The following is a 24,608-nucleotide window of genomic DNA, read 5'->3' on the forward strand; positions in this document are numbered from 1 at the left end:
CGGCCCGGATCCCGCGAGGCGCGGCATCCCGCCCGATCCAACCCCGGACGGCGCGCCCGGCTAGAGGCGCTGCAGCAGGCCCTGAAGCGCCTGCAGGGCCGGATTCCCGTTATCCGCCCTCCAGACGCCGTAGAGTTCCACCGTCAGCCCGGGAGGGACGGTGATCGGCCGGGTCGTTACGTTCGGGAAGGCCATCCTGCGCGCATCCGATGGAACCAGCGCCACCCCCATCCCGACGCTCACCAGGGAGAGGATCGTCTGCGCCTGCGCGACGGATTGCACGATGCGCGGCGTCACGCCCGCCACGCTCAGGGCCTGCGCGACGAGGGCGCGCATGTAGGGGCCCTCCTCCGAGTACCCGATGAAGTCCTGGTCCTGGAGGTCGCGGAGCACGAGGCGGCGGCGCGCGCCGAGCGGGTGGTCCAGCGGCAACGCCAGGACCAGCTCCTCCTTCGACACGCATCGGGAGGAGAGGGTCAGCATGTCCTGGGAGGGGCGGGCCAGGCCGATGTCCAGGCGCCCTACCCTGAGGGCCTCCAGCTGGGCCGCTCCGCTCATCTCCAGCAGCACGATCTCCGTGCCGGGCAGCTCCGCGCGCGCACGGGCGATGAGCCTGGGGAGGAAGGCGTAGGTGCTCGCGCTGAAGAAGCCCAGCTTCAGTACGCCGCCGGTGCGGTGCTCCCTCGCGCGCTGCGCGGCCTGGATCGCGCGCTCGCTGGCCGCCAGCACGGCGCGCGCCTCCGCCAGGAAGGCCTGGCCTGCAGCCGTGAGCGCGACGCCGTGGCGCGACCTGTCCAGCAGCACGGTCCCCAGCCTCGCTTCTAGCAGCTGGATCTGCCGGCTCAGCGGCGGCTGCGTCATGCCGAGCCGCCGCGCGGCGCGGCCGAAATGCAACTCCTCGGCCACGCAAACGAAGGAGCGGAGATGGCCGAGATCCATGAAACGTCCGGTTTGGTGATATGAGTTCGGTATCACCGCGATGCTGTATCGGTGTTGGACAAGCATCAAGCCGAAAATAGAATGCCCGGGAAACGAGAGCCGGATCCCGATCGGGCGCCGGCCGGGAGGATAGGATGTCCATGGGCCTTGCCGCCCCGCTGTCGCGGCCGACCACCATCCGCGCTGACCTGCGGGACAACACCGCCACTGCCCTGCGCCCGTTGCGGGCCGGTGCCGTTCTGGATGCCGGCGTTACCGCGCGCGAGGATGTGCCGCCCGGGCACAAGCTCGCCCTGCGCGACATCGGGCGCGGCGAGGCGGTGCTGAAGGCGGGCATTCCCATCGGCGTAGCGGCGGTGGACATCCCGGCCGGGGCGCGCGTGCACGGCGGCCTTCTGGCGCCGGCGACGGCCGCGCCGCTTCCCGTGGCAGGCCCGGCCCGCGCGACGGCGGCTGCGACCTTCCAGGGCTTCCTGCGGCAGGACGGGCGCGTGGGCACCCGCAACTTCATCGGCGTGGTCATCGCCAGCAACTGCGGCGCGACGGCGGCGCGGCAGGCCGCCGACTGGTTCGACGAGGAGCGCCTGGCGGATTTCCCCAACGTGGACGGGGTGGTTCCCCTGATCCATGCCATGGGGTGCGGCATGGAGATGACGGGGGAGCCGATGGACCTGCTCCGCCGCACTCTCTCGGGGGTGATCCGCAACCCCAACATGGCGGGCGCCGTCATCGTCGCCCTGGGCTGCGAGCGCAACAACCTGAAGGTCTTCCTGGAGAAGGAAGGGCTGGAGGTTGGCGACCGCTTGCGGACGGTGACCTTGCAGGAGGTGGGCGGCACCAGGGCGGCGGTGGAAGCGGCGAAGGCGGGCGTGCAGGCCATGCTGCCGGCGGCGAACGCGGCGCGCCGGACGACGGTCCTGGCATCGCGGCTGGTGCTGGGCTTGCAGACGGGCGCCGCCGATGGGCTCTGCGGCCTTTCCGCCAACCCCGCGCTCGGCGTGGCGGTGGACATGCTCGTAGCCCAGGGCGGGACGGCCATCCTGTCGGAGACGCCGGACATCCTTCTCTCCGGCGATGCCTTCGCTGGACGCGTGGCAAGCCCCGAGGTCGCTGCGGCCCTGCGGGAACGGCTGGGCTGGTGGCAGGAGTACGGCAGCGGGCGCGAGTCCCGGCTGGATGGCAACCTCGACCGGGGCGGTGAACGCGGCGGCTTTGCGAGCGGGCTGGAGAGGGCGCTCGATGGGCTGGGCAAGGCGGGCAGCACGCCGATCGCCGCAGTGCACCGCTACGCCGAGCGGGTGAGGGGGCCTGGCCTCGTCTTCATGGACAGCCCGGACCACGACCCCGTCTCCGTCACCGGGCAGGCGGCGGCCGGCGCGACGCTGATCGCGATGACGACGGGCCTGGGCACCGATTTCGGCTCGCTGCCCGCGCCGACAGTGAAGATCGCTTCCAACAGCGAGACCTACCGGCGCATGTCGGAGGCGATCGACCTCGATGCCGGCCCGGTTCTGGACGGCACGGAGACGGTGGAAGCCGCCGGGGAGCGGATCTTTCAGGCCATCCTGCGCCACGCATCCGGCGAGAAGACCAAGGGCGAGATCGAGGGCATGGGCGAGAGCGGCTTCGCGCCTTGGCCCATCGGCGTCTGCTCCTGAACGAGAGGGAGGGATTCATCATGGATGGCGACATCATCCGCCCCAACTACAACCCGTTCATCCGCCTGGATCCCCGGGACAACGTGGTGGTCGCGCGCCTTGCCGTGGCGGCCGGCACGGCCGTGCCGGCAGAGGGCGTCGTCACGCTGCAGGACGTACCCGCGGGCCACAAGATCGCCACGCGCTTCATCGCGAAGGGCGAGGCTGTGCGGAAGTACGACACGGTGATCGGCTACGCGTCGGAGGACCTGGCGCCGGGCACCTGGATGCACAGCCACAACATCCTCTTCGATGATGTCGAGAAGGACTACGCCTACTCCCGCGACTACCGCCCCACGGAACTCGTTCCGGAGGCCCGGCGCGCCACCTTCCAGGGCATCCGCCGCGAAGATGGCCGGGTGGGCACGCGCAACTATGTCGGCGTCTTCGCCCTCGGCTCCGCGGGCGCCACGGCCGCGCGCCGGATCGCCGCCCATTTCACGCCCGACCGCCTCGCGGCTTTCCCGTTGGTGGACGGCGTGGCCCCGTTCGCGCATGAGGGCGGGGACGGGATGGAGCGCGGCGGCGAGCCCATGGCGCTACTACGGCGTACGATCGGCGGCACGCTGCGGAACCCGAACACCGCCGCCGCCCTCGTCATCGCCTCGGCCGCGGAGGCGAATGACCTCGATGGCTTCCTGGCAGGGCAGGGGCTGGAGCGCGGGCCGGCGCTGCGAACGCTGGTGATCGGCGAGGAGGGCGGGCTGCGCCGCACGGTGGAGGCCGGCATCGCGCTCGTGCGCGAGATGCTGCCAGTGGCGAATGCTGTGACGCGGGAGGCCGTCTCGGCGGAGCACCTGACGATCGGCATGCAGTGCGGCGGCTCGGACGGCTTCTCCGGCCTCTCGGCGAACCCCGCCCTCGGGATGGCGATGGACATCCTGATCCGCAATGGCGGCACCGCCATCCTTTCCGAGACCACCGAGATTTTCGGCGTGGAGCACACGTTGACGGCGCGGGCGGTGACGCCGGAGGTCGGGCAGAAGCTGGTGGAGCGGATGGACTGGTGGCTGCGCCACAGCGAGGGCCGGGACAGCCAGATCAACGGCAAGGTCGCGCCCGGCAACAACGCGGGCGGCCTTGCCAACATCCTGGAGAAGTCGCTCGGCGGCTCGAAGAAGGGCGGCAGCACCGGGCTGATGGCGGTGTACGAGTACGCCGAGCCGGTGACGGCGCGTGGCTTCGTTTTCATGGACACGCCGGGCTATGATCCCGTTGCTGCCACCGGCCAGATCGCCGGCGGCGCGAACATGGTGATCTTCACGACCGGCCGCGGCTCCTGCTTCGGCTCGCTGCCGGCGCCGACCATGAAGCTGGCCTCGAACACGCCGATGTACGAGCGGATGGAGGCGGACATGGACGTGAACTGCGGCACGATCATCGACGGGGAGGAAACGCTGGAGCAGGTCGGACGGCGCATCTTCGAGCAGTTGCTGCGGCACGCCTCCGGCGAGAGGACGAAGAGCGAGCTGGCGGGCGTCGGCACCAATGAGTTCGTGCCCTGGCCGATCGGGATCACGGCGTGAGCGCGGTGGAAAGCCGGGCGGCCGCCGCCCGCTACGATGCCGGTGCGTTGCGCCACTTCGCCGCCGAGCTCTTCGCCGGGGCCGGCCTTGATGGGCCCAAAGCTGAAGCGGTCGCGGACATCCTGGTCGAGGCTGACATGCTCGGCCATGACACGCACGGGCTGGAGCTTGCCGTGCGCTACCTCGGCGACATCGAGGCCGGTGGCATGACGACCTCCGGCGATCCGGAGGTGCTGTCCGACCGCGGGGCATGCCTGGCCTGGAACGGCCGGCGCCTGCCCGGCCCGTGGCTGATGACGCGCGCGATGGAGATCGCCTTCGAGCGCGTGGAGCAGTACGGCACCGTGAGCGTCGCCATCGGCAATGGCCACCACATCGGCTGCCTCGCCGCCTATCTGCGCCGTGCGGCGGAGCGCGGCCTGGTGCTGTCCATTCACTCCTCGGCGCCCGGGATCGCGACGGTCGCACCTTTCGGCGGGCTGCGCGCCGCCCTCTCGCCCGCGCCCTTCTCCATCGGCTTTCCCACCGGCAGCGACCCGGTGATGATCGACGTCAGCGCCTCCATCACCACGAACAACATGGCGATGCGGCTCTCCCGCGAGGGGCGGCGCTACGAAAGGCCGTGGCTGATGAGCGCCGAGGGCGAAGCCAGCGACGATCCGGCCGTGCTCCAGCGCGGCGGAACGGTGCTGCCCGCGGGCGGGCAGGACCACGGGCAGAAGGGCTATGGCTGGGCGCTGACCGCGGAGGCGCTGAGCCAGGGGCTGTCCGGGCAGGGCAGGGCGGACGGGCCGAAGGGCATGGTGAACGCCGTCTTCCTGCAGGTGATCGATCCTGCCGCCTTCGCGGGCCTGGACGCCTTCACGCGGCAGACCGGCGCGATCGCCGATGGCTGCCGCGCCAGCCCGCCGCGCCCTGGCCTCGGCCCCGTGCGCCTGCCCGGCGAGGCCGGGCTGCGCCGCTACCGGGATGCGGAAGGGAATGGCGTGGCGCTGCGCGAGGGCATCCTCGACGCGCTGCGGCCCTGGGCCGGGAAGCTTGGGGTCGCCATGCCCTAGCCCCGCCGCCCCGCGGCGAACAGCATTGGCGCCAAGGCGAAAATGCCGGCGCGACGGAGGAAGCGGAACAATGACGACACTCTCTCGGCGGGAGGCGCTCGGCGCCACGCTCGGCCTGGCAGGGGCGGCGCTCGCGGCGCCGGCCCTCGCGCAAGCGCAGGAATGGCGGCCGACGCGCCCCATGCGCTACATCGTGCCCTTCGCGCCGGCCGGAACGGCCGACATCCTCTCCCGCATGATGGCGGAGGCCATCTCCGCCCGCCTCGGGCAGCCCGTCATCGTCGAGAACCGGGCCGGGGCAGGCGGCACCATCGGAACGGATGTGCTGGCCAAGGCCGACCCGGACGGCCATACGATAGGGCTGGCCACCGTGGGCACCGGCGCCATCAACTACGCCATCTACCGCAGCCTGGGCTATCGCCCGTCCGACATTGCCGCGGTGTCGAACATCTGCACTGTGCCGAACGTGATCATGGTGGCGAACCGCATTCCCGCGCGAACCCTGGCGGAGCTCGTCGAGCTGGCGCGCAAGGCTCCCGGAACCTTCAATTTCGGCTCTTCCGGCGTCGGCAGCAGCCTGCACCTGACGGGCGAGATGCTGAAGAGCGGCAACGGGCTGGACATGACCCACGTGCCCTTCCGGGGCGCCTCGCAGATGCTGATGGAAGCGGCGGCCGGGCGCGTCGAAATCCTCGTGGACAATCTTCCCTCCGCCCTGCCGCAGATCAAGGACGGACGCGTCCGCGCCCTGGCGGTGACGGACACGAGCCGCAATGCATCCCTGCCCGATGTGCCGACCACGGCCGAGGCGGGCTTCCCCGACGTGCAGGCCGTCGCCTGGTTCGGTACGGTGGCCCCCGGGCGCACGCCGCGCCCGGCGATCGAGGCCATTTCCGCCGCGCTGCAGGACGCGGTGCGCCAGCCAGCGTTCCAGGCCAAGCTTGTGGAGCAGGGGGCCGAGCCAGTCGGCAACTCGCCCGATGCTTTCGAAGCCTACATCAGGCAAGAGGTCACGAAATGGGGGGAAGTGGTCCGCAAGGCGAAGGTACAGATCGAGTGACGATCCGGCCCGGCAACCGGCGGTGATCTCACTCCGATGCCGGGAAGCTCGCCCGCGCGCGGTTCAGGAGCGCCCGGAACATGGCCACCTCCGCCTCCGACATGTCCTGCGTGGCGATCTCGTTCACCGCGTGGGCTTCGGGGAGTAGAGTCTGCCGGAGTGCGCGGCCCTCATCGGTCAGGAAGATGTGGACCTTGCGGCGGTCGGTGCCGGAGCGCTCGCGACGAAGCCAGCCCTGGGCCTCGATCCCGCGCAGGGCGATCACGGCGGTGGGCTCCATCATGCCCACGCGCCTCGCCAGGTCGCTCTGCGTGATGCCGTCCTCCTCCCAGAGCACGCGCAGGAAGTACCAAGCGCCCGGCGCCACGCCGAAGGCCTGGAGCCGCGCCTGCAGATGCCGCTGGATGGCCCGGTTCAGGTCCCGGACGAGGAAACCGATGCTCCGGTCGAAGGGAAGTGGGTCGGCACGGGCCTCGGCTTGCGTCGTCATGGCGTGAGCCTAGACGGGATCGGCCGAGGCCGGAATCCGTGCCTCAGGCCACCGCCGCCTGCGACATGGCGCGCTCGTCCTCCTCCTCCTCGATCCCACCGAGGGCGGCCGCTTCCTCCTCGGATGCCCCGAGGATCCGCCAGTTCTCCGTCTTCGGCACCACGCCCTGGTAGGAGCGCAGCTTCGCCATCGGCAGATGCGGCTCAGCCAGCCCGATCGGCTCAGCCCCCGCCTCGTGCCGCGCCACGGCGTCCAGCATGATCCGGCGGAACTGGATCACGGCGATGTCGCTCGCCCCCAGCCGCTCACTCGTGCGGTCGGCGATCGGCCCCATGCTCTCCCACATGGCAATGTCCTGGTTGGGGATGCCGGGTATGCCGGTGAAGCTGTCGCCCGACTTCATCCACTCCCGGTCCTGCAGGTAGTCGTTCCAGGCGTGCCGCTTCATCGGCCGGAACTCCGCGTCCACGTCCACGCCCACCTCGGCCACGCAGAACTTGCGCCAGGCCTCGGTGGTGATCGCCTCGCGCTCCGGATGCCAGGCGATGAAATGGAAGTAGCTGCTCGTGTCGTCCCTCGGGGTGATCACGCTCGCCACGTTGTAGGTGGCGTTGGGCGGGATCAGCGCGATGAAGGGCGCGACGAGCGTGGTGATCCGAACGTAGTCCTGCGTTGCCGCGTTCATGATCGGGCGGCGGATCGCGGCGTAGCGCATGCCGTAGTTCGTCACCTGCACCTGGATGCGCGGGTTCTTGTCCGTGGAGGGCCGCACCCAGTGGGTGTCCTTCGCCGCGGCCTCGCCGCGCGCCGGCCGCATGTCGGAGGAGTGCAGGGAGGAGGAGTGGGCGCTGTCGATCTGCCCCTCCATGATCTGCGCCCAGTTGCAGGGCAGCTCGATCCGCACGATTGCGGCATGCGCCTCCGGCGTCGGCGCCCAGGGCGGCGGCTCGAAGGCGGGCATCAGCGCCGGCTCGCCCATGTAGATCCACACGAAGCCGCCGGCCTCCCGTGCCGGATAGGCCTTGTGCTTCACCCGCTCCGCGAAGCCGCTCTCCTTCGGCTCGGAGGGCATGTCGACGACATTGCCCTCCACGTCCATTTTCCAGCCGTGATAGAGGCAGCGCAGCCCGCAATTCTCGTTGCGCCCGAAGGCGAGCGACGCCTTGCGGTGCGGGCACATCTCTCCCAGCACGCCCACGCGCCCTTCCGTGTCGCGATAGGCGACGAGCTTCTCGCCGAGGATGGTGACGCGCACGGGCTTCCCGTCCGGCTCCGCCACTTGCTCGGAGAGCAGGGCAGGGATCCAGTGGCGGCGCATCAGGCGGCCCATCGGCGCCTCGCCCTCCACGCGGCAAAGCGTCTCGTTTTCCTGGGCGGTGAGCATGGGGCGATTCCTCCCGGCACCCGGGCAAGCATTGGTCCGGATGAAAACTGCTTAGGCTTCTAACCTTATCTCGGGCAAGCGTGCCGTCAAGTGAAATCCTACAAGGCAGCGCTTGGTTGCGAGTTCTCGCAACATCTAGGATTGCAGGGCCTTCATCATCCCGGGCCTTGCCAACGTAAACTTAGAAGCCTAACCATATTCCCGACGGTGAAACCCCGAGTGGGACCACCGGGAGGACAGGCCAAGAACGATGCTGGACACGCCCGCCCCCGATGCGGAGCTGATGACGCTGCGCGTCGCCCGTGCCGAACCCGCGGCGGACGGCATCCAGCTCTTCGAGCTGCGCGACCCCAACGGCGCCCCGCTCCCGCCTTTCACCCCCGGCTCCCACCTTGCCGTGCGCGTCCCCTCGGGCGCGATGCGGAACTACTCCCTATGCAACGATCCGCACGAGCGCGACCGCTACGTCATCGCCGTGAAGCGGGAGGAGAAGGGGCGCGGCGGCAGCGTCGGCCTCATCGACGCCACCCAGCAGGGCGACACGCTGCAGGTCTCCACCCCGCGCAACTTGTTCGAACTGGACACGCGCGCGCCGGAATACATCTTCGTTGCCGGCGGCATCGGCATCACGCCGATCCTGGCGATGATCCACGCCGTGCAGGCCGCGGGGAAGCCCTTCCGCCTCTTCTACCTTACCCGCAGCGCCGCTGGCACGGCCTTCCGGGACCAGATCGCGGCGCTGGGCGACCACGTCACGATCCACCATGACGAGGGGGTGCCGGACGATGCCTACGACCTCTGGCCCGTCTTCGAGGAGCCCAGCAAGGCGCAGATCTACTGCTGCGGCCCGCGCCCCCTGATGGACGCCGTGCGCGACATGACCGGCCACTGGCCGGAGAACGCCGTCCACTTCGAGGATTTCGGCTCCGATCTTGTCCGCCCGCGCGAGGACGACCAGCCCTTCACCGTGCAGGTCGGTCCAAGCGGCGCCCCACTCGAAGTCCCGGTAGGCAGCACGATCCTCGAGGTCCTGCGCGCCCACGGCCGCCCGCAGCCCTCCTCCTGCGAGAGCGGCACCTGCGGCACGTGCCGGACCCGCTATCTCTCCGGCGAGGTGGACCATCGCGACATGGTCCTCACGGATGCCGAGCGCCGCGACGCCGTGATGATCTGCGTCTCCCGCGCCAAGGGCACGCTGGTGCTGGACCTCTAGCGGTGGCGGGCGACCCCATCCGGCTTGGTGTTGCCGGCCTCGGCCGCGCCTTCATGCTGATGCTGCCGACGCTGGCACGCGACCCGCGCCTGGCCGTCCTCGCCTGCGCCGACCCGCGCGCGGAGGCCCGCACCCGCTTCACCTTGGATTTCCCCGACGCCCGCGCGCACGAGACGGTGGAAGCCCTCTGCGCCGACCCGTCGATCGAGGCGATCTACATCGCCACCCCTCACCAGTTCCACGTCGCCAACGTCCGGGCCGCCGCCGCCGCTGGGAAGCACGTCCTCGTCGAGAAGCCCATGGCCCTCGCTCTCGCGGACTGCCAGGCCATGGTCGATGCCGCGCGGGAAGCCGGCATCCACCTTATCGTCGGCCACAGCCACTCCTTCGACGCCCCCTATCTCCGTGCCCGCGCGATGATCCAGGGCGGCGAGCACGGCGCGGTCCGCATGATCACCGCCGTGAACTTCACCGACTATCTCTACCGCCCCCGCCGCCCCGAGGAACTGGATACCTCGCAGGGCGGCGGCGCCATCTTCTCCCAGGCGCCGCACCAGATCGAGGTGGTCCGCCTCCTCGCCGGCCGGCCCGCCCGCAGCATCCGCGCCACCGCCTCCGTCTGGGACCGCGCCCGCGGCACAGAGGGCGCCTACAACGCCCTGATCGACTTCGGCGACGGCCTCTCCGCCACGCTCACCTATAACGGCCACGCTCACTTCGACACGGACGAGTTCCAGGACTGGACCGGCGAGATGGGCACCCCGCGCGAACCTGCAGTCTACGGCACCGCCCGCGCCGCGCTCCGGCACGTCACCACGCGCGAGGAGGAGGCCGCGCTGAAGGAGCGCCGCGCCTACGGCCGAGGCCCGGGCGCCACGGAGGCACGCGCCGCCCCGCCTCCGCCTGCCTACAACCACTTCGGCCTCGTTCTCGCCTCGTGCGAGCGCGCCGACCTTCGCCCCACCCCGCGCGGCGTGGCGATCTATGCCGATGACGAGCGCCGCTTCGAGCCCCTGCCACCGCCCGATGTGCCCCGCGCCGAAGTGATCGACGAGCTGGAAGCTGCCCTGCGCCACGGCGTGCCCCCGCTGCACTCCGGCAGTTGGGGAACCGCCACCGCCGAGATCTGCCTCGCCTTGCTCGAATCCGCTCGCAACGGCCGGGAAGTTCAACTGCACCATCAAGGCGCCGCATGACGCGCCACGGGAGAGAAGCGATGACCAAGCAGCCCTGGAAGCGCCGGGACGCGCTCCGCCTCGCCCTCCTCGGCGCCGCGGTTCCCACCCTGGCGCGTGCCCAGCCTGGCCGCGGCCCCGTCCGCCTCGTCGTGCCCTACGCGCCCGGCGGCACCAACGACGTCACCGCCCGCCTCCTCTCCGCCAGGCTGGGCGAAGGACTCGGCAGCACCTGCGTCATCGAGAACCGCTCCGGCGCCAGCGGCGCCATCGGCGCGCAGGAGGTCTCCCGCTCCACCCCGGACGGCCTCACGCTGCTCTACTCCAACGAGGTCCATCCCATCCTGAAGCTGGTGCAGCGCGGCGTGCCCTTCGACGCGCTGGCGGACTTCACCCCCGTCATCCGCACCGTCAGCATCCCCTACGTCCTCGTCGGCGGCGCCCGCTCCGACCGGCCGACGGACCCGCGCGCCCTGATCGAGGACGTGAAGCGCGCGCCCGCGCGCTACACCTTCGCCTGCTCCTCCCTCGGCTCCGTCGGCCACCTCGGTGCCGCGGCGCTCGGCCAGAAGCTCGGCATCGAGGCCACCACCGTCATCTATCGCGGCACCGGGCCCGCGGTGAACGACGTCATCTCCGGCGCCGTGCCCCTGATGTTCGCCCCTGTCGGCGCCGTACTGCCGATGATCCAGGGCGGCCAGCTTCGCGCCTACGCGGTCACCGCTCCGAAGCGCCTCTCCTCCATGCCCGACACCCCCGCCATGCCGGAGGTCGGCCAGCCCGACATGCTGTTCGAGGGCTGGTGCGGCATCTGGGGCCCGCGCGGCCTGCCGGAGGAGCGTGTCACGGCCGTGCACGCCGCCGCCCTCGGTGCCCTGAAGGACGCGGAGATCATCGCCCGCCTCGCCGCCATCGGCTGCGCGCCCATCGAGGAGAGCACGGCGGATTTCACGAAGCTCCTGGCCGCCGAGCAGGCGCGCGGCGCGGCCATCATCAAGGCCGCCGGCATCACCCCGGAGTGAGGGAGGCCACCATGGCCCTGATCCGCATCGAACCCGTGCGCGACGAGCGCACCGGCCTGTACTTCCTGGAAATCTACAACCCGCACGACGCACCCGCGCCCTTCGTCACCACGCAGCCGCGCTACGCCTCCGCAACCGCCGCGGAAACCGACCTGGTGGCCATCCTCGCCGCCGCCGCCAGCAGCGCACGCTAGGAGAACGTCTTGAACCCCCTCCGCCTCTCCCTCGCCATCGGTGACTACGATCGAATCCGCCCGATCGCCGACGGCACCGTGCGCATCGACGGGGTGGATCCCGTCATGTCCATCCTCGACCCGGAGGAGATCTTCTTCCGCGCCTTCAAGTACGCCGATTTCGACATCTGCGAGCTCTCCCTGTCCTCGTACACGGTGAAGACCGCGAAGGGCGAAAGCCCCTACATCGCCGTTCCCGTCTTTCCCTCCCGCGCGTTCCGGCACACCTCCGTCTACATCCGCACGGATCGTGGCATCACGAAGCCGGAGGACCTGAGGGGCTGCCGGGTCGGCTTGCCCGAATACCAGCTCACCGCGAATGTCTGGGTGCGCGTCATCCTCGAGGAGTACGGCGTCCGCCCCGCCGACATCACCTGGGTCCGCGGCGGCTACGAGCACCCCGGCCGCGAGGAGAAGATCGCCCTTCAGCTCCCCGCCGATGTTCGCCTGGAAAGCCTTCCCCCTGGCGCCACCATCTCCTCCGCGCTCGCCGATGGCACCATCGACGCGGTGATCGGGCCCCGTGCCCCCTCCTGCTTCGAGCGTGGCGCACCGAATGTCGGCCGCCTCTGGTCCGACCCCGTCGCCGCCGCCTCCGAGTGGTACGGGAAGCACCGGATCTTCCCCATCATGCACGTCCTCGGGATCCGCAAGGACATCGCGGAAAGCCACCGCTACCTCCCCGGCGCCCTGGTGAAGGCGTTCGAGGAGGCGAAGTCCGTCGCCCTCGCCAAGCTGACCAACACTGCCGCCACGAAGGTCACGCTGCCCTTCGTGGAAGAGCGCCTGCAGCACGCCCGCTCGCTGATGGGCGACGATTTCTGGTCCTACGGGCTGGAGCCGAACCGCCACGGGCTGGACGTCTTCCTGGAGGCGCACCACGCCCAGGGCCTCTCCTCCCGCCGTCTGCGGCCGGAAGAGCTGTTCCACCCCGCCTCCCTCGAAGCCTTCCGCCTGTAGAACAGGCCGCTTGGCCCGGGCACGGGAGACGGGCCAAGATCCGGGAAGCCCCCGCATCGCCGCCCTGCAAGCGGCGGACGGCGTGCGGATCGCGCAACGACCCGGCCGGAAGCAGGGCGAGGCGCTGCGGAACGGATGAGAACGGAGGAAACAGGGATGAGAAGGACCTTCCTGCGCGGCGCCGCGCTGACCGCGGCGGTGGCGGCGCTGCCGGACGCTGCTCCGGCCCAGGGCACCGCGGCGCCGGCCGGCGCGCCCATGGCCGGCCCGGCCCCGGGGAAGGCGCCCATCACTCTCTCCGATTTCGGCTCCTTCCACGTCGGCGGGCGCGACTTCGTCATCTCTGGCCAGCCGGCGCGGGAAGTCCTTTTCTCCCCCGGCGGCCAGCCCGCGCGCGTCGATCCCAACGGCACCTACGTGATCGGCGGCATGTACGCCGGCTACATGATCCCCTCGCCACAGCGCGGCCGCTTCCCACTGCTGATGTGGCACGGCGGCGGCCTGACGGGCGTCACCTGGGAGACGACGCCCGACGGGCGCGAGGGCTGGCAGCACTTCTTCCTGCGCCGCGGCTGGCCCGTCTACGTGTCCGACGCGACGGAACGCGGACGCTCGGGCTGGACGATGATCCCGGAGGCGACTGGCGGCCAGCCTGTCTTCCTAACCGAGAACAACCCCTGGGAGCGCTTCCGCATCGGTGACGGCCCCGGCTCGCTCGCGCGGGGCACCACCCTGCCGGGTAACCAGTTCCCGGCAGATAAGGACAGCTACCGCAACTTCATGCGCCAGAACGTGCCGCGCTTCACCACGACCGACGAGCTGACCCTGGAATCCTACGGCGCCCTGCTGGACCGCGTGGGCCCGAGCGTGGTGCTGGTGCACAGCCAAGGTGGCTTCTTCGGCTGGCGCGCGGCACAGGAGAGGCCGGACAAGGTCCGCGCCCTCGTGCTGGTGGAACCGGCGGCGACCGGCGACATGGCGAAGGCCGCCGCGCTGAAGGACGTACCGATGCTCGTCCTCTACGGCGACTACATCGACGGCGACGCGCGCTGGCCGACCATCCGCGCCAACGGGGTGCGCTTTGCCGAGGCGATCCGCGCCGCCGGCGGCAGCGTGGATGTGGTGAACCTGCCGGAGCGCGGCATCCGCGGGAACAGCCACATGATCATGATGGACCGCAACAGCGATCAGGTCGCGGCCCTCGTCCAGGACTGGCTCGTGGCGAAGGGGCTGTGGGCCTGATCCGGAGCATCACCCGGCGACGGCTCCTCGCGGGCGGCGGGATGGGCGCGGTCCGGAGGAGGGTAGGGCGGGGGGCCTGAAGAGGTGGCGGGCGGCCCTCGCCCTTTCATGCCCCGTCCTCGGCCGAAGGACCCCAGGCCCTGCACCAGGCCCGCTGCCGTCCGACGGGCTGGCCGGGTTGCGCTGCAGCAGATGCCTCGCCTGATGCGTTGGCCCCTGGAAGGCCGGGCGGTCGTTCCGGTCGTTGGTGATACGCCAAACAGGGGACAGCAATGAACCTCCTCCGTCGTTCATCCCGGCCAGCCCTGGCAGGCCGATCCCTGGCCTGGGCCGCCGGTGCCCTGGGCGCCCTTGCTCTCGTCAATCACCTCTTCGCGCGCAGGGCGGAGCGTCGGCACCCACCGGGAGGCACCTTCATTGAGGTGGATGGCGTACGCCTGCACTACAGCGACCGGGGCACGGGGACCCCTGTCGTCTTGATCCACGGCAACATGGTGACCGGGGATGACTACAACACCAGCGGCCTCGCCGAGCTCCTGCTCAAATCCCATCGTGTCATCATCTTCGACCGCCCGGGCTTCGGGTACAGCGAACGCCCCCGCGGGCGCGTGTGGGCGGCAGCCGAGCAGGCCGAGTTGCTCCACGGGGCCCTCCGCCAGCTCGGCATCGAGCGGCCCATCGTGGTCGGCCATTCCTGGGGGGCCATCGTCGCCCTCGCCCTTGCCGATCGCCACCCGGCCGATACCGCCGGCCTCGTGCTGCTGTCCGGGTACTACTTCTGGACCCTTCGACCGGACGTATGGATGGTCAGCCTCGGCGCGGTTCCGGTTCTCGGGGATATCCTGCGCTACACCGTCTCGCCCATCTTCGGCTGGCTCACCATGCCGCTGGTGAAGCGGGCGCTGTTCTCGCCCGCAAGGATCACCAGGAGATTCGCGGGAGAGTTCTCGCCCGCCATGGCGCTGCGGCCATCCCAGATCCGCGCGACGGCGGCCGACGGCGCCCTGATGATCCCCAGCGTCCTGGATCTTCGGCATCGCTACCCGATGCTCTCGATGCCGGTCACGATTATCGCCGGCGATGGCGATAAGGTGGTGTTCAAGCGGTCTGCGGAGCGGCTTCACCGCAGCATCAAGGGGAGCAATCTGCGGGTCGTGAAAGGCGCGGGGCACATGCTCCATCACCTTGAGCCTCGGCTCGTGGCAGGCGCCGTCGAGGCGATAGCCAAGCCTGACCAGATCTGAAACCGGGAGGGAAAGAAGCGACGAAGGCGTGTGAAACCTTCCTGAAGACCAACCCGCACATGGGGATGGGGCTGCACAATCGCGTCGTGCAGCAGACCTTCCTCCTTTATGTCTGGGAGTTCGGCGGCAGCGGGGTGGAGGTGGCCCACGCCGGCACACGGCTGATCCCTAAGCTCGACTGGAATGCGATCACGTGGACGCGGGCGGGGGAGGGCCGGGCCTAAGGGCTCAAGACTATTGAGAGCCCCCACCCCCTCGGCGCGCCGCCGCTGCCCGGTCCCCTTCGTGGGTGTCCTTCAAGCCGGGACCGGGCGCGTGTCGTCCACCATGCGCCCGTCATTCGGCAGGGATCCCGGCGCGACCAGCACCACCTCCCCGCGCAACCCGGTGACGCTGCGGACCGCGTCGGCCAGCATCTCCCGCAACGCGGCGTCCTCCCGCGCCTCCGCGCGCAACTCCAGCCGATCCCCGGCCTCATCCGCCGAGACGACGAGGCGCAGGCGACCGATTGTGGGAAACTGCCGCGCCAGCGCCGCCACCATCTCCGGGCGCACGAACAGGCCGCGAACCTTCGCCGCCTGATCGGCGCGGCCCATCCAGCCGCGGATGCGGGTATTGGTCCGGCCGCAAGGGCTGGTCCCCGGCATGATCGCCGAGAGATCGCCCGTGGCGAAGCGGATAAGCGGGTAGGCTTCGCCCAGGACGGTCACCACCACCTCGCCCACCTCGCCATCCGGCAGGGGATCACCAGTTCCCGGCCGGACGATCTCGACGATCACCTCCTCGTCCAGGATCAGGCCCTCGCGCGCCTCACTCTCATAGGCGATCATGCCGCACTCCGCGGTGGCGTAGGACTGCAGCACCGTCAGTCCGCGGTCCCCGTACCACTGCCGCAGGGCGGGCAGGTAGGCGCCGCCGGAAACATGGCCGAAGCGCAGGGAGGACGTGTCCAGCCCCAGCGCGTCCGCCCGCTCCAGGATGATCCGCAGGAAATCCGGCGTGCCGCACCAGGCGCGCGGTCGCAGGCGGGCCATCGCCCCAGCCTGCGCATCCGTGTTTCCGGTGCCGGCGGGAATGACGGGGCAGCCCAGCGCTATCGCGCCGCCCTCCAGCATGAAGCCGGCAGGGGTGAAGTGGTAGGCGAAGCAGTTCTGCACCACGTTGCCAGCCCGCAGCCCCGTGGCATGCAGGGCGCGGGCGAAGCGGAAGGTGTCCGCCCCGCGCCCCTGCGGCTCATGGATCGGCCCGGGCGAGACGAAGATGCGAGCGAGCGAGCCCACCGGAACGCCGTTCAGCCCCGCGAAGGGCGGGTCCGCCGTCTGCGCCGCGATGAGGTCCGACTTGCGGGTTACGGGCAGCCTCGCCAGCGCCTCCCGCGACACCACGTCCTCCGGCGCCGTGCCTGAGAGACTGCGCGCGGCATGGGCCGATCCCGCGGCCGCACGAGCCAGCAGGAACGGAAGGCTCTCCATCAACTCCGCCTCGCGCCTTTCCGGCGAGCGGGTCTCCAGGTCGTCGAAGTGTCCGGTCACAGCCAGCGCTTCCGCCGCTTGTAGGATTTAAGCCCGCGGAAGGATCGCCGGTCCGTCCCGTGCCCGCCGAGGTAGAATTCCTTCACGTCCTCATTCGAGGCGAGGTCCGCCGCCGTGCCGTCCAGCACCACCTTGCCTCCCTCCATGACGTAGCCGTAGTCCGCGACGGAGAGCGCCATGCGGGCGTTCTGCTCCACCAGCAGGATCGTCACGCCCAACTCCGCGTTGATGCGTCGAACGATGCTGAAAACCTCCTTCACCAGAAGCGGCGAGAGGCCCATCGAGGGCTCGTCCATGAGGATAAGCCTGGGCCGTGCCATCAGCGCGCGGCCGATCGCCAGCATCTGCTGTTCCCCGCCCGAAAGATAGCCAGCCAGCCCCGTGCGCTCCTTCAGGCGTGGGAAGAACTCGTAGACCATCTCGATGTCGCGTCGCACCTCGGCGTCCCGCCGCGTAAAGGCGCCGAGACGGAGGTTCTCCAGGCAGGTCATGTCGGAAATGATCCGGCGCCCCTCCATGACCTGGAAGATGCCGCGCCGGACGATCTCGTGCGGGTCGATCCCGTCGATCCGTTCGCCCGCGAAGCGAACCTCGCCGCGCGTGACCTCGCCCTCCTCCGTCTTCAGCAGGCCGCTGATGGCCTTCAACGTGGTGGACTTGCCGGCGCCGTTGGCCCCGAGGAGAGCCACGATCTTCCCCTGCGGCACCGCGAGCGAGAGGCCGCGCAGCACCAGGATGACGTCGTTGTACACGACCTCGACGTTCGCCACCTCCAGCAGCGGTGGCGCGACCGCCGCGGCAGGGGAAGACGCGGGTTGCTGCGCGGCGTCCAACATCACCAGCCCAGCAGCTCGCGCTTGCGCTCGAGCTCCACGGTGGTGACCGGCTCCAGCCGCATCGTGCCGGCTCGGATCAGGTCACCGACGCTCCCCTGGGCGGTATCGCCCGTGACGACGGCGCGGTAGATAGCCACGCGCATCGTGCCGCGATGGTCGTCGGCGGTGAAGGTTGAAGGAGTGCAGACGCCCTCGAACCCTTTCGGCACCCAGTTGGCGCGCTCGTAGAAGCCCTTCTGGATGCGCTCGCCCGTCACCTGGCCACCATTGGCGGCGGCGGTGTCCATCGCCTCCACCATCAGCATCGCCGCGCAGGCGCCGGCCAGGTAGTGCACGGGCCGGTAGGTGTTGCCGGCCGGGTCGGAGATGCGGCTGATCGCGCGGATCGCCTCCATCCCCGGCGCGTCCTGGCCCGTGACGACCTGCGTGCGAACCGGGAAGACCACGCCGTTGGCGGCGGTGCCCGCGGCCTTCATCGCGTTCTCGTCCATGCCCCAGACATTGCCCATGAACTGCACCTGCACCCCCGCCGCCTGGCAGGCCCGCAGCACGGAGATGTTGGAGCCCGCCGTATTGCCGAGATAGGCGTAGTTCACGCCCTGCTGCTTCAGCGTCAGGCACTGCGCCGTGTAGTCGCCGGGGGCGAGGGCGAACTGGATGGCCGGCACCACGTCGAAGCCCAGCTCCCGCGCCATGGCCTCCCCCGCCTCCTTCGGCGAGTTCGGGTAGGGATGGTTGCCGCCCATATGGACGTATTTCGGCCGGCCCTGGCTGCCCTTCGCCTTCCAGTCATCGGCCGCCCAGCGCAGCATTCCCCGCAGCGCGTCGGAGTAGGAGGGGCCGAAGAAGAAGTTGTAGGGCGAGGCCTCCACGCCCGCGCGGCCCGACTTGCCGCCCGCATCGGTCAGCGCGGCGGAGTAGGAGCCGGAGATGAAGGGGATCTTGTCGCGATTGACGAAGCGCACCAGCGCCTCCGTGTCCGCCGTGCCCCAACCCTGGATGGCCACCACCCGCTCCCGGCCCGTCCAGGCCTGGTACTGGGAGACGGCGCGGGGTGCCTGGTAGCCGTAGTCGAAGCCCAGCACGTTCAACTGCCGGCCGGCGATGCCCTGCCGGGTCTGGTTCACCCAGGCCAGCGTGTCCGCCACTCCCTGGCCATAGGGTACGCCGACATCCGAGGTGGCGCCGGAATTGTCCATCAGGTGCCCGACGGGGATGCGCTGCTGCGCGATTGCCGGCGCCGCCACCGCGATCGTCGCCGCCAGGGCGAGGAGTGCCTTCATGCGTCCGTTTCCCTCTGTTGTTGCCGGCCGCTTTCCGCGGCTCGTGCCAATGCGTGTGGGCTCAGTGCGAGTAGGGGTAGAGCTTCCAGTAGGCCTTGATCAGCTTCCAGCGATGGGCCAGCCCATCCGGCTCGAAGATGAGGAAGAGGATGATCGCCGCGCCGATCGCCATCTCCCGCAGGAAGGAGATGTTGCCGCCGATCTTCAGTGTGCGGTCCAGCGCGCCGCCCGCGACGAGGTCCGCCCCTGTTTGCACAACCTCCGGCAGCGCCACCATGAAGGCCGCGCCCATGAGGCTGCCCATGATGGAGCCCAGCCCGCCGATGATCACCATCCCCAGGAACTGGATGGAGAAGAGGATGTTGAACGCCTCCACGCTGACGAAAAGAAGGTGGTGCGCGTAGAGTGCGCCGCCGACCCCCGCGTAGAAGCTGGCGATCCCGAAGGAGAGCGTACGGTAGTAGGCGAGGTTGATGCCCATGATCTCGGCGGAAAGATAGTGGTCCCGCACCGCGACCAGGGCGCGCCCGTCCCGGGTCCGCATGAGGTTCGCGGCGCCGATGAACATCACGATGACGAAGGCGAGGACGAGGTAGAAGTAGCTCTCCTCCCGGTCGAAGGCGAAGCCGCCGATAGCCGGGGATTCCGTGATCCGGCCGGAGACGCCGCCGGTGAACCACTGCGCGCGGGCGAAGAAGTCCTCCAGGATGAATTGCGCGGCCAGCGTCGCGATCGCGAGATAGAGGCCCTTCAACCGCGCGGCCGGCGCGCCGAAGACCAGCCCCACCACCGCAGTCATCACTCCCGCGATCGGGATGCAGAGCAGGACGGGGATCCCGAAGCGCTCGTGCAGCCAGGCGGAGGCGAAGGCGCCGAAGCCGAAGAAGGCCGCGTGTCCGATGCTGATCTGCCCGCTGAACCCGACGAGAATGTTCAGCCCCAGCGCCGCGATGCCGAGCGTGCCGACGTTGATCAGCAGGCCGAGGAAGTAGCGGTCCAGCACGAGGGGGGCGCAGCACAGCAGGGCCAGCCCCGCCCAGAGGCCGATGCGGCTGCCCAAGGTCGGGAAGATGGTGATGTCGGCCCGGTAGCTGGTGCGGAAGTCGCCGGTCGGCGTCAGCACGGACATGGCGTCAGATCCGCTCGATGTTCTTCGTGCCGAACAAGCCGTAAGGCTTGATCAGCAGGATCACCAGCAGGGCGTAGAAGGGCGCCACTTGATACATGTTGCCGATGTTCAGCCACTCGCTGTCCACGTACTGCGCCAGGTTCTCCAGCACGCCGACGATCAGCCCACCCAGGACCGCGCCAACCACAGAATCCAGCCCGCCGAGGATGACGGCCGGGAAAACCTTGATCCCGTAAACCGAGAGCGCGGCCGAGACACCGTTCACCATGCCCACCGTGACCCCCGCCACCGCCGAAACGGCCGCAGAGATCGCCCAGGCCATGGCGAAGACGCGCGGGACGGAGATGCCGAGCGACTGCGCCACCTGCTGGTCGAAAGCCGTGGCGCGCATGGCCAGCCCGTGGCGGGAGTAGCGGAAGAACCACCCGAACCCCGCCATGATGGCGAGCGAGATGCCAAGCGAGAGCAGATAGGCCGACTGCACCTCCAGCCCCAGCACCGAGACGCGCTCAGCCCCGAACACAGCCGGGAAGGGCTTCGCGAAGACACCGAAGATCCACTTCATCAGCGCCTGGAAGAAGATGCCCAGCCCGATCGTGGCCATGATCACGCTGATCACGGGCTCCCCGATCAGCGGCCGCAGCACCACCGCCTGCAGGATGATGCCGAACAGCGTCATGAAGACCAGGGTGAAGACGAACCCCACGGCGAAGGGTAGCTGCCACTCGGTCAGGAACCACCAGCAAACCCAGGCGCCGACGAGGAGGAACTCCCCCTGGGCGAAGTTCACCACCTGCGATGCCTTGTAGATCAGCACGAAGGACATGGCGACGACGCCGTATAGCGCGCCGACGATCAGCCCGTTGATGAGGAGCTGGAGAAGGAAGGACCCGCCCATGCTCAGGCCGCCTCCATCGCGCGGTCCATCGAGGCGACGCGAAGGGTGGTCCGCACGCGCTGCTTCGTGCCGTCCTGGAAGGTGATGGTGGTGTCCACGGGGATCTGCTCCTCGCCGGCGTAGATCGCATCGATAATCGCGCCGTAGTTCCGGTTGATCACGCCGCGCCGAACCTTGCGCGTGCGGGTCAGCTCCTCGTCATCGGCGTCCAGCTCCTTGTAGAGCAGCACGAACTCGCGGATTCGCTGCGCAGGCGGCAGGGTGGCGTTCACCTTCTCCACCTCGGCCCGCAGCAGATCCAGCACCTGCGGGCGTGCGGAGAGGTCGGAGTAGGTGGTGAAGGAGATCCGGCTGCGCTCCGCCCACTTGGAAACGATCGGGAAGCGGATGCAGATCAGGGCCGCCAGATGCGGCCGCCCATCGCCCAGCACCACGGCCTCCGCGACATAGGGGCTGAACTTCAGCTTGTTCTCGATGAACTGCGGGCTGAATCTCTCGCCGCGCTGCGTGGTGGCGATGTCCTTCACGCGGTCGATGACGACAAGCTGCCCGTCCTTGTCGAAGTATCCGGCATCCCCGGTGTGCAGCCAGCCGTCCCGGACGTCAGAATTCTCCACCACGCCGTGATAGCCGCTGAACATGTTGCCGTGGCGGGTCACGATCTCGCCCACGCCGTTGGCGTCGGGATCCAGCACCCGCAGCTCCACGCCCTCAAAGGCAACGCCCACCGTGTCCAGGCTCACCGCCTCCGGTCGGTGCAGCGTATAGGCGCCGAGCAGCTCGGTCTGGCCGTAGAGCTGGCGCAGCGGCACGCCCATGGCCTGGAAGAAGCGGAAGGTGTCCGGCCCCATGGCCGCGCCGCCGGTGGCCGCGGAGGTCAGGCGGGTGAAGCCCAGCCTGTCCCGCAGCGCGCGGAACAGCAGCAGGTTCGCCAGCCGGGATCGCCGCCCCTTCGCCTGTGCGGCCAGCCCGAGCTTCAGCCCCAGCTCGAAGGCGCGGCGCTTGAGCGGGGAGGCGTCCATCACCTTCGCCCGCACCTCGGCCGCGATCGTCTCCCACACGCGGGGCGCCAGCAGCACGAAGCTCGGCCCGATCTCCCGCAGGTCGGCCATCGTCGTCTCCGGCTCCTCCACGAAGGAGACGCGCATCCGCGCGACCAGCCCGAAGCCGAGGACGTACATCTGCTCCATGATCCAGGGCAGCGGCAGGACGGAGACGTACTCGTCCGCCGGGCCCTTCGGATCGGCCGTCAGATAGGTCTCTGCGTGCCGCACCAGCGCGCGCCCGCAGAGCATCGCGAGCTTCGGGCGCGAGGTGGTGCCGGAGGTTGTGCAGAGGATCGCGCAGCGCTCGCCGTCGGTTGCGTCCACCAGTCGGTCCCACGCCGCCGGATCCGCTGCGTGCGCCGCCTCGCCGGAGGCAACCAGATCCGCCATCGGCAGGAGGCGGGCATCCCCGTACTTCCGCATCCCACGCGGGTCGGAATAGATGATGTGCCGCAGCCCAGGCACGGAATCCGCGACGTTGAGGAGCTTGTCCACCTGCTCCTCGTCCTCCGCGATCACCACCGTCGCGCCGGCGCGGGAGAGAAGGTCGGCGACCTCGTCCTCCAGCCCGTCGCGGTAGAGGCCGAGGGAGCGGGCGCCGAGCGCGTGGGCGGCGATCTCACCCATTACCCAGTCCGGCCGGTTGTCGCCGATCAGGGCGATCACCGCCTCATCCCCGATGCCCATCCTGCGCAGGCCGAGCGCGATGGCGCGGGTGCGTGCCTCGTACTCGGCCCAGGTGAAGCAGCGCCAAATGCCGAATGCCTTCTCGCGCAGCGCCACCTCGCCGCCATGGTCGCGCGCGTTGCGGCGGAGAAGGCGTGGCAGCGTGTCCTCGGGCGCCCGGGCAGGGGCGCTCATGCGGCCACCGGCTCCGGCATCGCGTCGTCCTCGCCGAGATAGGCGCGGCGCACCTCCGGATGGGCCAGCACGTCTTCCGGCCGCCCTTCCGTCAGCTTGCGGCCGAAATCGAGCACCATGACACGGTGCGAGATGTCCATCACCACGTCCATGTCGTGCTCGATCATCATCACGGTCATGCCCCACTCCTCGTTGAGGTCGAGGATGGTGCGGGCCATGTCCTCCTTCTCCTCGAGGTTCATGCCCGCCATCGGCTCGTCGAGGAGGAGCAGCTTGGGCCGCAACGCGACGGCCCGGGCCAGCTCCACCTGCTTCCGAAGCCCGTAGGAAAGCGTGCCGGCCTGCGCCTTGCGGATGTGCTGGATGCCCAGGAAGTCGATGATCTCCTCGACCTCACGCCGGTGCGCCAACTCCTCCTTCTGCGCTCCGCCGAACCAGTAGGCCATGCCCGAGAGGAACCCGGAGCGCAGCAGGTGGTGCCGGCCGACCATGATGTTGTCCAGCACGCTCATGTGCCCGAACAGCGCGAGATTCTGGAAGGTGCGGCCGATGCCGATCGCGGCGCGGCGGTTGGGGCGCATCCGCGTGATGTCGTGCCCGTCGAACAGGATGCGACCTTCCGTCGGGCGATAGCGGCCGGAGACGAGATTCAGCATAGACGTTTTGCCCGCGCCGTTCGGGCCGATCACGGAGAAGACCTCGCCCTGCCGAACGGCGAAGGACACGTCCGTCAACGCCCTGATGCCGCCGAAGCGCAGGGACACGGAATCCGCCTGCAGGATCGGCGCGTGCTCGCCCACCCGAACGCTCCCTCAGCTTATTTCTTGTCGTTAACATGGCGGGTGATCACCCCCGAAGGCAAGAGGGATGGTCGCCGCGCCACGGTGAGGAACGCGTTGCTCAGGCGCCGGACGCCGCCGGCAAGTGGCCTGCCACCGACTGTCGTGCGGCTCCCTCATCTGCCTCCGCGATAGGGTCCGCGATGCGGGCGTACTCCTGCGCGATCTCCGGCAGTCGATCGCCCTTCACCCGCCACGCAAGGTCGCGCGCCAGGTAATTGCCGGAAATCATCTGCTTCCTAAGTCGCGCGGGGATCTTCCCGAGCCCAGCAGGTCCAAGAGGTGGTCGTACGCTTCATCGCTGGGAGGACATTGCGAAGCTCGATCCAGGGATGGTGTGCCGAACTTATAGAAGTTGTCAAATCTGTCCTGCGAAGGAGAAATATGGAACCTCGATTGGACAGGTTGGCCGAAGAGCCAGGGCTAGGAGGGCGAAGTGATCGTGGAGTCGAAAAGGCACGTCGCGCCAGGCGGCCTGCCTGAACAAACGCGACGCGCAGTGCCCGACCGCACCGGCAACGGTGCCCATGGTGCTGCCGAACTTCCCCTTCTCCGCGCGGGTGATCATGTCCTCCATCCTCCCACCGACCGAGCGCCGCCCTCGAATCTGGGCGTTAGAGCATGAAGATATCCCGCGTCCGGCCAAATCCTCCCCACATGCGGGCCGGTCAGGATAGGCGCGTCGCTATCCACACCGAAAGCAACTCGCTCTGCCCACTGCCGGAGCTGGACCCTTGCGCGGACGGCCGCATGGCCGGCTCCTCACACCCGAAGGTGCTCTCCCACGTCTATCGCCTGCACGCGGCGCGGTACGTCCTCGGCACATCTCTGCCGCTGCTGAACCACGAGGACCAGGGCTTCTGGGGCGTGGCGGCCCGCAAGCAGCCGCCGCGCCGCCGGGCGCCAGCCCAACCTTTGGCTGACGCGCGATCACCCGCGCG

Annotated in this window: 24 protein-coding genes; 12 read left to right on the forward strand and 12 right to left on the reverse strand. The window is 69.6% G+C overall.

What is annotated here, in order from left to right; all coding sequences use genetic code 11:
- Positions 1–60: 60 nt before the first annotated feature.
- Positions 61–939 (reverse strand): LysR family transcriptional regulator, encoded by an 879-nt coding sequence (locus NRP21_RS09915; RefSeq protein WP_257716033.1) that lies wholly within the window; start codon positions 937–939, stop codon positions 61–63.
- 140 nt (positions 940–1,079) lie between these two features.
- Here NRP21_RS09915 and NRP21_RS09920 point away from each other — a divergent pair, with 140 nt between their 5' ends.
- From NRP21_RS09920 to NRP21_RS09935, 4 genes are all read left to right on the forward strand, one after another.
- Entirely contained in the window at positions 1,080–2,597 is a 1,518-nt protein-coding gene (locus tag NRP21_RS09920) for a UxaA family hydrolase (RefSeq protein ID WP_257716034.1), read from the forward strand.
- Positions 2,598–2,617: 20 nt separating this feature from the next.
- The gene (locus NRP21_RS09925; RefSeq protein WP_257716035.1) at positions 2,618–4,162 is read left to right on the forward strand and encodes a UxaA family hydrolase; all 1,545 of its coding nucleotides are present in this window, start codon (positions 2,618–2,620) and stop codon (positions 4,160–4,162) included.
- On the forward strand, positions 4,159–5,220 hold the full coding sequence (locus tag NRP21_RS09930; RefSeq protein ID WP_257716036.1) for an Ldh family oxidoreductase: 1,062 nt from the start codon (positions 4,159–4,161) through the stop codon (positions 5,218–5,220). The genes NRP21_RS09925 and NRP21_RS09930 overlap by 4 nt, the downstream gene beginning before the upstream one ends.
- A 70-nt stretch (positions 5,221–5,290) precedes the next feature.
- Entirely contained in the window at positions 5,291–6,280 is a 990-nt protein-coding gene (locus NRP21_RS09935) for a Bug family tripartite tricarboxylate transporter substrate binding protein (RefSeq protein ID WP_257716037.1), read from the forward strand.
- Between the two features lie 28 nt (positions 6,281–6,308).
- Here the strand turns inward: NRP21_RS09935 and NRP21_RS09940 are convergent, their stop codons facing one another.
- Complete coding sequence (locus NRP21_RS09940) at positions 6,309–6,770, reverse strand: MarR family winged helix-turn-helix transcriptional regulator (protein ID WP_257716038.1); 462 nt, start codon at positions 6,768–6,770, stop codon at positions 6,309–6,311.
- A gap of 43 nt (positions 6,771–6,813) precedes the next feature.
- The gene (locus NRP21_RS09945; RefSeq protein ID WP_257716039.1) at positions 6,814–8,154 is read right to left on the reverse strand and encodes a Rieske 2Fe-2S domain-containing protein; all 1,341 of its coding nucleotides are present in this window, start codon (positions 8,152–8,154) and stop codon (positions 6,814–6,816) included.
- 250 nt (positions 8,155–8,404) lie between these two features.
- Here NRP21_RS09945 and NRP21_RS09950 point away from each other — a divergent pair, with 250 nt between their 5' ends.
- The 8 genes from NRP21_RS09950 (at position 8,405) to NRP21_RS09985 (ending at position 15,467) form a co-directional block, all read left to right on the forward strand.
- Complete coding sequence (locus NRP21_RS09950) at positions 8,405–9,367, forward strand: PDR/VanB family oxidoreductase (RefSeq protein ID WP_257716040.1); 963 nt, start codon at positions 8,405–8,407, stop codon at positions 9,365–9,367.
- Positions 9,368–9,369: 2 nt separating this feature from the next.
- Complete coding sequence (locus NRP21_RS09955; protein WP_257716041.1) at positions 9,370–10,563, forward strand: Gfo/Idh/MocA family oxidoreductase; 1,194 nt, start codon at positions 9,370–9,372, stop codon at positions 10,561–10,563.
- Positions 10,564–10,583: 20 nt separating this feature from the next.
- A complete protein-coding gene (locus NRP21_RS09960; RefSeq protein WP_257716042.1) occupies positions 10,584–11,564 on the forward strand; it encodes a Bug family tripartite tricarboxylate transporter substrate binding protein in 981 nt (326 codons plus the stop codon).
- Between the two features lie 11 nt (positions 11,565–11,575).
- A complete protein-coding gene (locus tag NRP21_RS09965) occupies positions 11,576–11,758 on the forward strand; it encodes a hypothetical protein (protein ID WP_257716043.1) in 183 nt (60 codons plus the stop codon).
- 9 nt (positions 11,759–11,767) lie between these two features.
- Complete coding sequence (locus tag NRP21_RS09970) at positions 11,768–12,757, forward strand: ABC transporter substrate-binding protein (RefSeq protein WP_257716044.1); 990 nt, start codon at positions 11,768–11,770, stop codon at positions 12,755–12,757.
- Positions 12,758–12,913: 156 nt separating this feature from the next.
- Positions 12,914–13,999, forward strand: a complete 1,086-nt coding sequence (locus NRP21_RS09975; RefSeq protein WP_257716045.1) for an alpha/beta fold hydrolase — start codon at positions 12,914–12,916, stop codon at positions 13,997–13,999.
- A gap of 272 nt (positions 14,000–14,271) precedes the next feature.
- Positions 14,272–15,243, forward strand: a complete 972-nt coding sequence (locus NRP21_RS09980) for an alpha/beta fold hydrolase (RefSeq protein ID WP_257716046.1) — start codon at positions 14,272–14,274, stop codon at positions 15,241–15,243.
- Positions 15,244–15,302: 59 nt separating this feature from the next.
- Positions 15,303–15,467: a VOC family protein gene (locus NRP21_RS09985; RefSeq protein WP_257716047.1), complete on the forward strand. Its 165-nt coding sequence runs from the start codon at positions 15,303–15,305 to the stop codon at positions 15,465–15,467.
- A 72-nt stretch (positions 15,468–15,539) separates the two neighbouring features.
- Here NRP21_RS09985 and NRP21_RS09990 read toward each other — a convergent pair whose 3' ends face one another.
- From NRP21_RS09990 to NRP21_RS10030, 9 genes are all read right to left on the reverse strand, one after another.
- Positions 15,540–16,775: a phenylacetate--CoA ligase family protein gene (locus tag NRP21_RS09990; RefSeq protein ID WP_257716048.1), complete on the reverse strand. Its 1,236-nt coding sequence runs from the start codon at positions 16,773–16,775 to the stop codon at positions 15,540–15,542.
- Entirely contained in the window at positions 16,772–17,611 is an 840-nt protein-coding gene (locus NRP21_RS09995) for an ABC transporter ATP-binding protein (RefSeq protein ID WP_257716049.1), read from the reverse strand. The genes NRP21_RS09990 and NRP21_RS09995 overlap by 4 nt, the downstream gene beginning before the upstream one ends.
- Positions 17,611–18,894, reverse strand: a complete 1,284-nt coding sequence (locus NRP21_RS10000) for an ABC transporter substrate-binding protein (RefSeq protein ID WP_257716050.1) — start codon at positions 18,892–18,894, stop codon at positions 17,611–17,613. Before NRP21_RS10000 ends, NRP21_RS09995 begins: the two co-directional genes overlap by 1 nt.
- A 61-nt stretch (positions 18,895–18,955) precedes the next feature.
- Complete coding sequence (locus NRP21_RS10005) at positions 18,956–20,023, reverse strand: branched-chain amino acid ABC transporter permease (protein WP_257716051.1); 1,068 nt, start codon at positions 20,021–20,023, stop codon at positions 18,956–18,958.
- 4 nt (positions 20,024–20,027) lie between these two features.
- A complete protein-coding gene (locus NRP21_RS10010; protein ID WP_257716052.1) occupies positions 20,028–20,921 on the reverse strand; it encodes a branched-chain amino acid ABC transporter permease in 894 nt (297 codons plus the stop codon).
- 2 nt (positions 20,922–20,923) lie between these two features.
- Positions 20,924–22,828 (reverse strand): AMP-binding protein, encoded by a 1,905-nt coding sequence (locus tag NRP21_RS10015; RefSeq protein ID WP_257716053.1) that lies wholly within the window; start codon positions 22,826–22,828, stop codon positions 20,924–20,926.
- Positions 22,825–23,628, reverse strand: coding sequence for an ABC transporter ATP-binding protein (locus NRP21_RS10020; protein WP_257716054.1), 804 nt, complete (start codon positions 23,626–23,628; stop codon positions 22,825–22,827). The genes NRP21_RS10015 and NRP21_RS10020 overlap by 4 nt, the downstream gene beginning before the upstream one ends.
- 100 nt (positions 23,629–23,728) lie before the next feature.
- Positions 23,729–23,899: a hypothetical protein gene (locus NRP21_RS10025; RefSeq protein ID WP_257716055.1), complete on the reverse strand. Its 171-nt coding sequence runs from the start codon at positions 23,897–23,899 to the stop codon at positions 23,729–23,731.
- A 126-nt stretch (positions 23,900–24,025) separates the two neighbouring features.
- Positions 24,026–24,235, reverse strand: a complete 210-nt coding sequence (locus NRP21_RS10030) for a hypothetical protein (RefSeq protein ID WP_257716056.1) — start codon at positions 24,233–24,235, stop codon at positions 24,026–24,028.
- Positions 24,236–24,608 lie beyond the last annotated feature (373 nt).

This window comes from Roseomonas populi, from assembly GCF_024594815.1.
GTDB classification, from domain to species: Bacteria; Pseudomonadota; Alphaproteobacteria; order Acetobacterales; family Acetobacteraceae; genus Roseomonas; species Roseomonas populi.

What these genes read in the sequence shown, in the direction of transcription:
- NRP21_RS09915 (WP_257716033.1), bottom strand. Translation starts at nt 939, where the DNA reads ATGGATCTCGGCCATCTCCGCTCCTTCGTTTGCGTGGCCGAGGAGTTG.
- NRP21_RS09920 (WP_257716034.1), top strand. Translation starts at nt 1,080, where the DNA reads ATGGGCCTTGCCGCCCCGCTGTCGCGGCCGACCACCATCCGCGCTGAC.
- NRP21_RS09925 (WP_257716035.1), top strand. Translation starts at nt 2,618, where the DNA reads ATGGATGGCGACATCATCCGCCCCAACTACAACCCGTTCATCCGCCTG.
- NRP21_RS09935 (WP_257716037.1), top strand. Translation starts at nt 5,291, where the DNA reads ATGACGACACTCTCTCGGCGGGAGGCGCTCGGCGCCACGCTCGGCCTG.
- NRP21_RS09940 (WP_257716038.1), bottom strand. Translation starts at nt 6,770, where the DNA reads ATGACGACGCAAGCCGAGGCCCGTGCCGACCCACTTCCCTTCGACCGG.
- NRP21_RS09945 (WP_257716039.1), bottom strand. Translation starts at nt 8,154, where the DNA reads ATGCTCACCGCCCAGGAAAACGAGACGCTTTGCCGCGTGGAGGGCGAG.
- NRP21_RS09950 (WP_257716040.1), top strand. Translation starts at nt 8,405, where the DNA reads ATGCTGGACACGCCCGCCCCCGATGCGGAGCTGATGACGCTGCGCGTC.
- NRP21_RS09960 (WP_257716042.1), top strand. Translation starts at nt 10,584, where the DNA reads ATGACCAAGCAGCCCTGGAAGCGCCGGGACGCGCTCCGCCTCGCCCTC.
- NRP21_RS09965 (WP_257716043.1), top strand. Translation starts at nt 11,576, where the DNA reads ATGGCCCTGATCCGCATCGAACCCGTGCGCGACGAGCGCACCGGCCTG.
- NRP21_RS09975 (WP_257716045.1), top strand. Translation starts at nt 12,914, where the DNA reads ATGAGAAGGACCTTCCTGCGCGGCGCCGCGCTGACCGCGGCGGTGGCG.
- NRP21_RS09980 (WP_257716046.1), top strand. Translation starts at nt 14,272, where the DNA reads ATGAACCTCCTCCGTCGTTCATCCCGGCCAGCCCTGGCAGGCCGATCC.
- NRP21_RS09985 (WP_257716047.1), top strand. Translation starts at nt 15,303, where the DNA reads ATGGGGATGGGGCTGCACAATCGCGTCGTGCAGCAGACCTTCCTCCTT.
- NRP21_RS09995 (WP_257716049.1), bottom strand. Translation starts at nt 17,611, where the DNA reads ATGTTGGACGCCGCGCAGCAACCCGCGTCTTCCCCTGCCGCGGCGGTC.
- NRP21_RS10000 (WP_257716050.1), bottom strand. Translation starts at nt 18,894, where the DNA reads ATGAAGGCACTCCTCGCCCTGGCGGCGACGATCGCGGTGGCGGCGCCG.
- NRP21_RS10005 (WP_257716051.1), bottom strand. Translation starts at nt 20,023, where the DNA reads ATGTCCGTGCTGACGCCGACCGGCGACTTCCGCACCAGCTACCGGGCC.
- NRP21_RS10010 (WP_257716052.1), bottom strand. Translation starts at nt 20,921, where the DNA reads ATGGGCGGGTCCTTCCTTCTCCAGCTCCTCATCAACGGGCTGATCGTC.
- NRP21_RS10015 (WP_257716053.1), bottom strand. Translation starts at nt 22,828, where the DNA reads ATGAGCGCCCCTGCCCGGGCGCCCGAGGACACGCTGCCACGCCTTCTC.
- NRP21_RS10025 (WP_257716055.1), bottom strand. Translation starts at nt 23,899, where the DNA reads ATGATTTCCGGCAATTACCTGGCGCGCGACCTTGCGTGGCGGGTGAAG.
- NRP21_RS10030 (WP_257716056.1), bottom strand. Translation starts at nt 24,235, where the DNA reads ATGATCACCCGCGCGGAGAAGGGGAAGTTCGGCAGCACCATGGGCACC.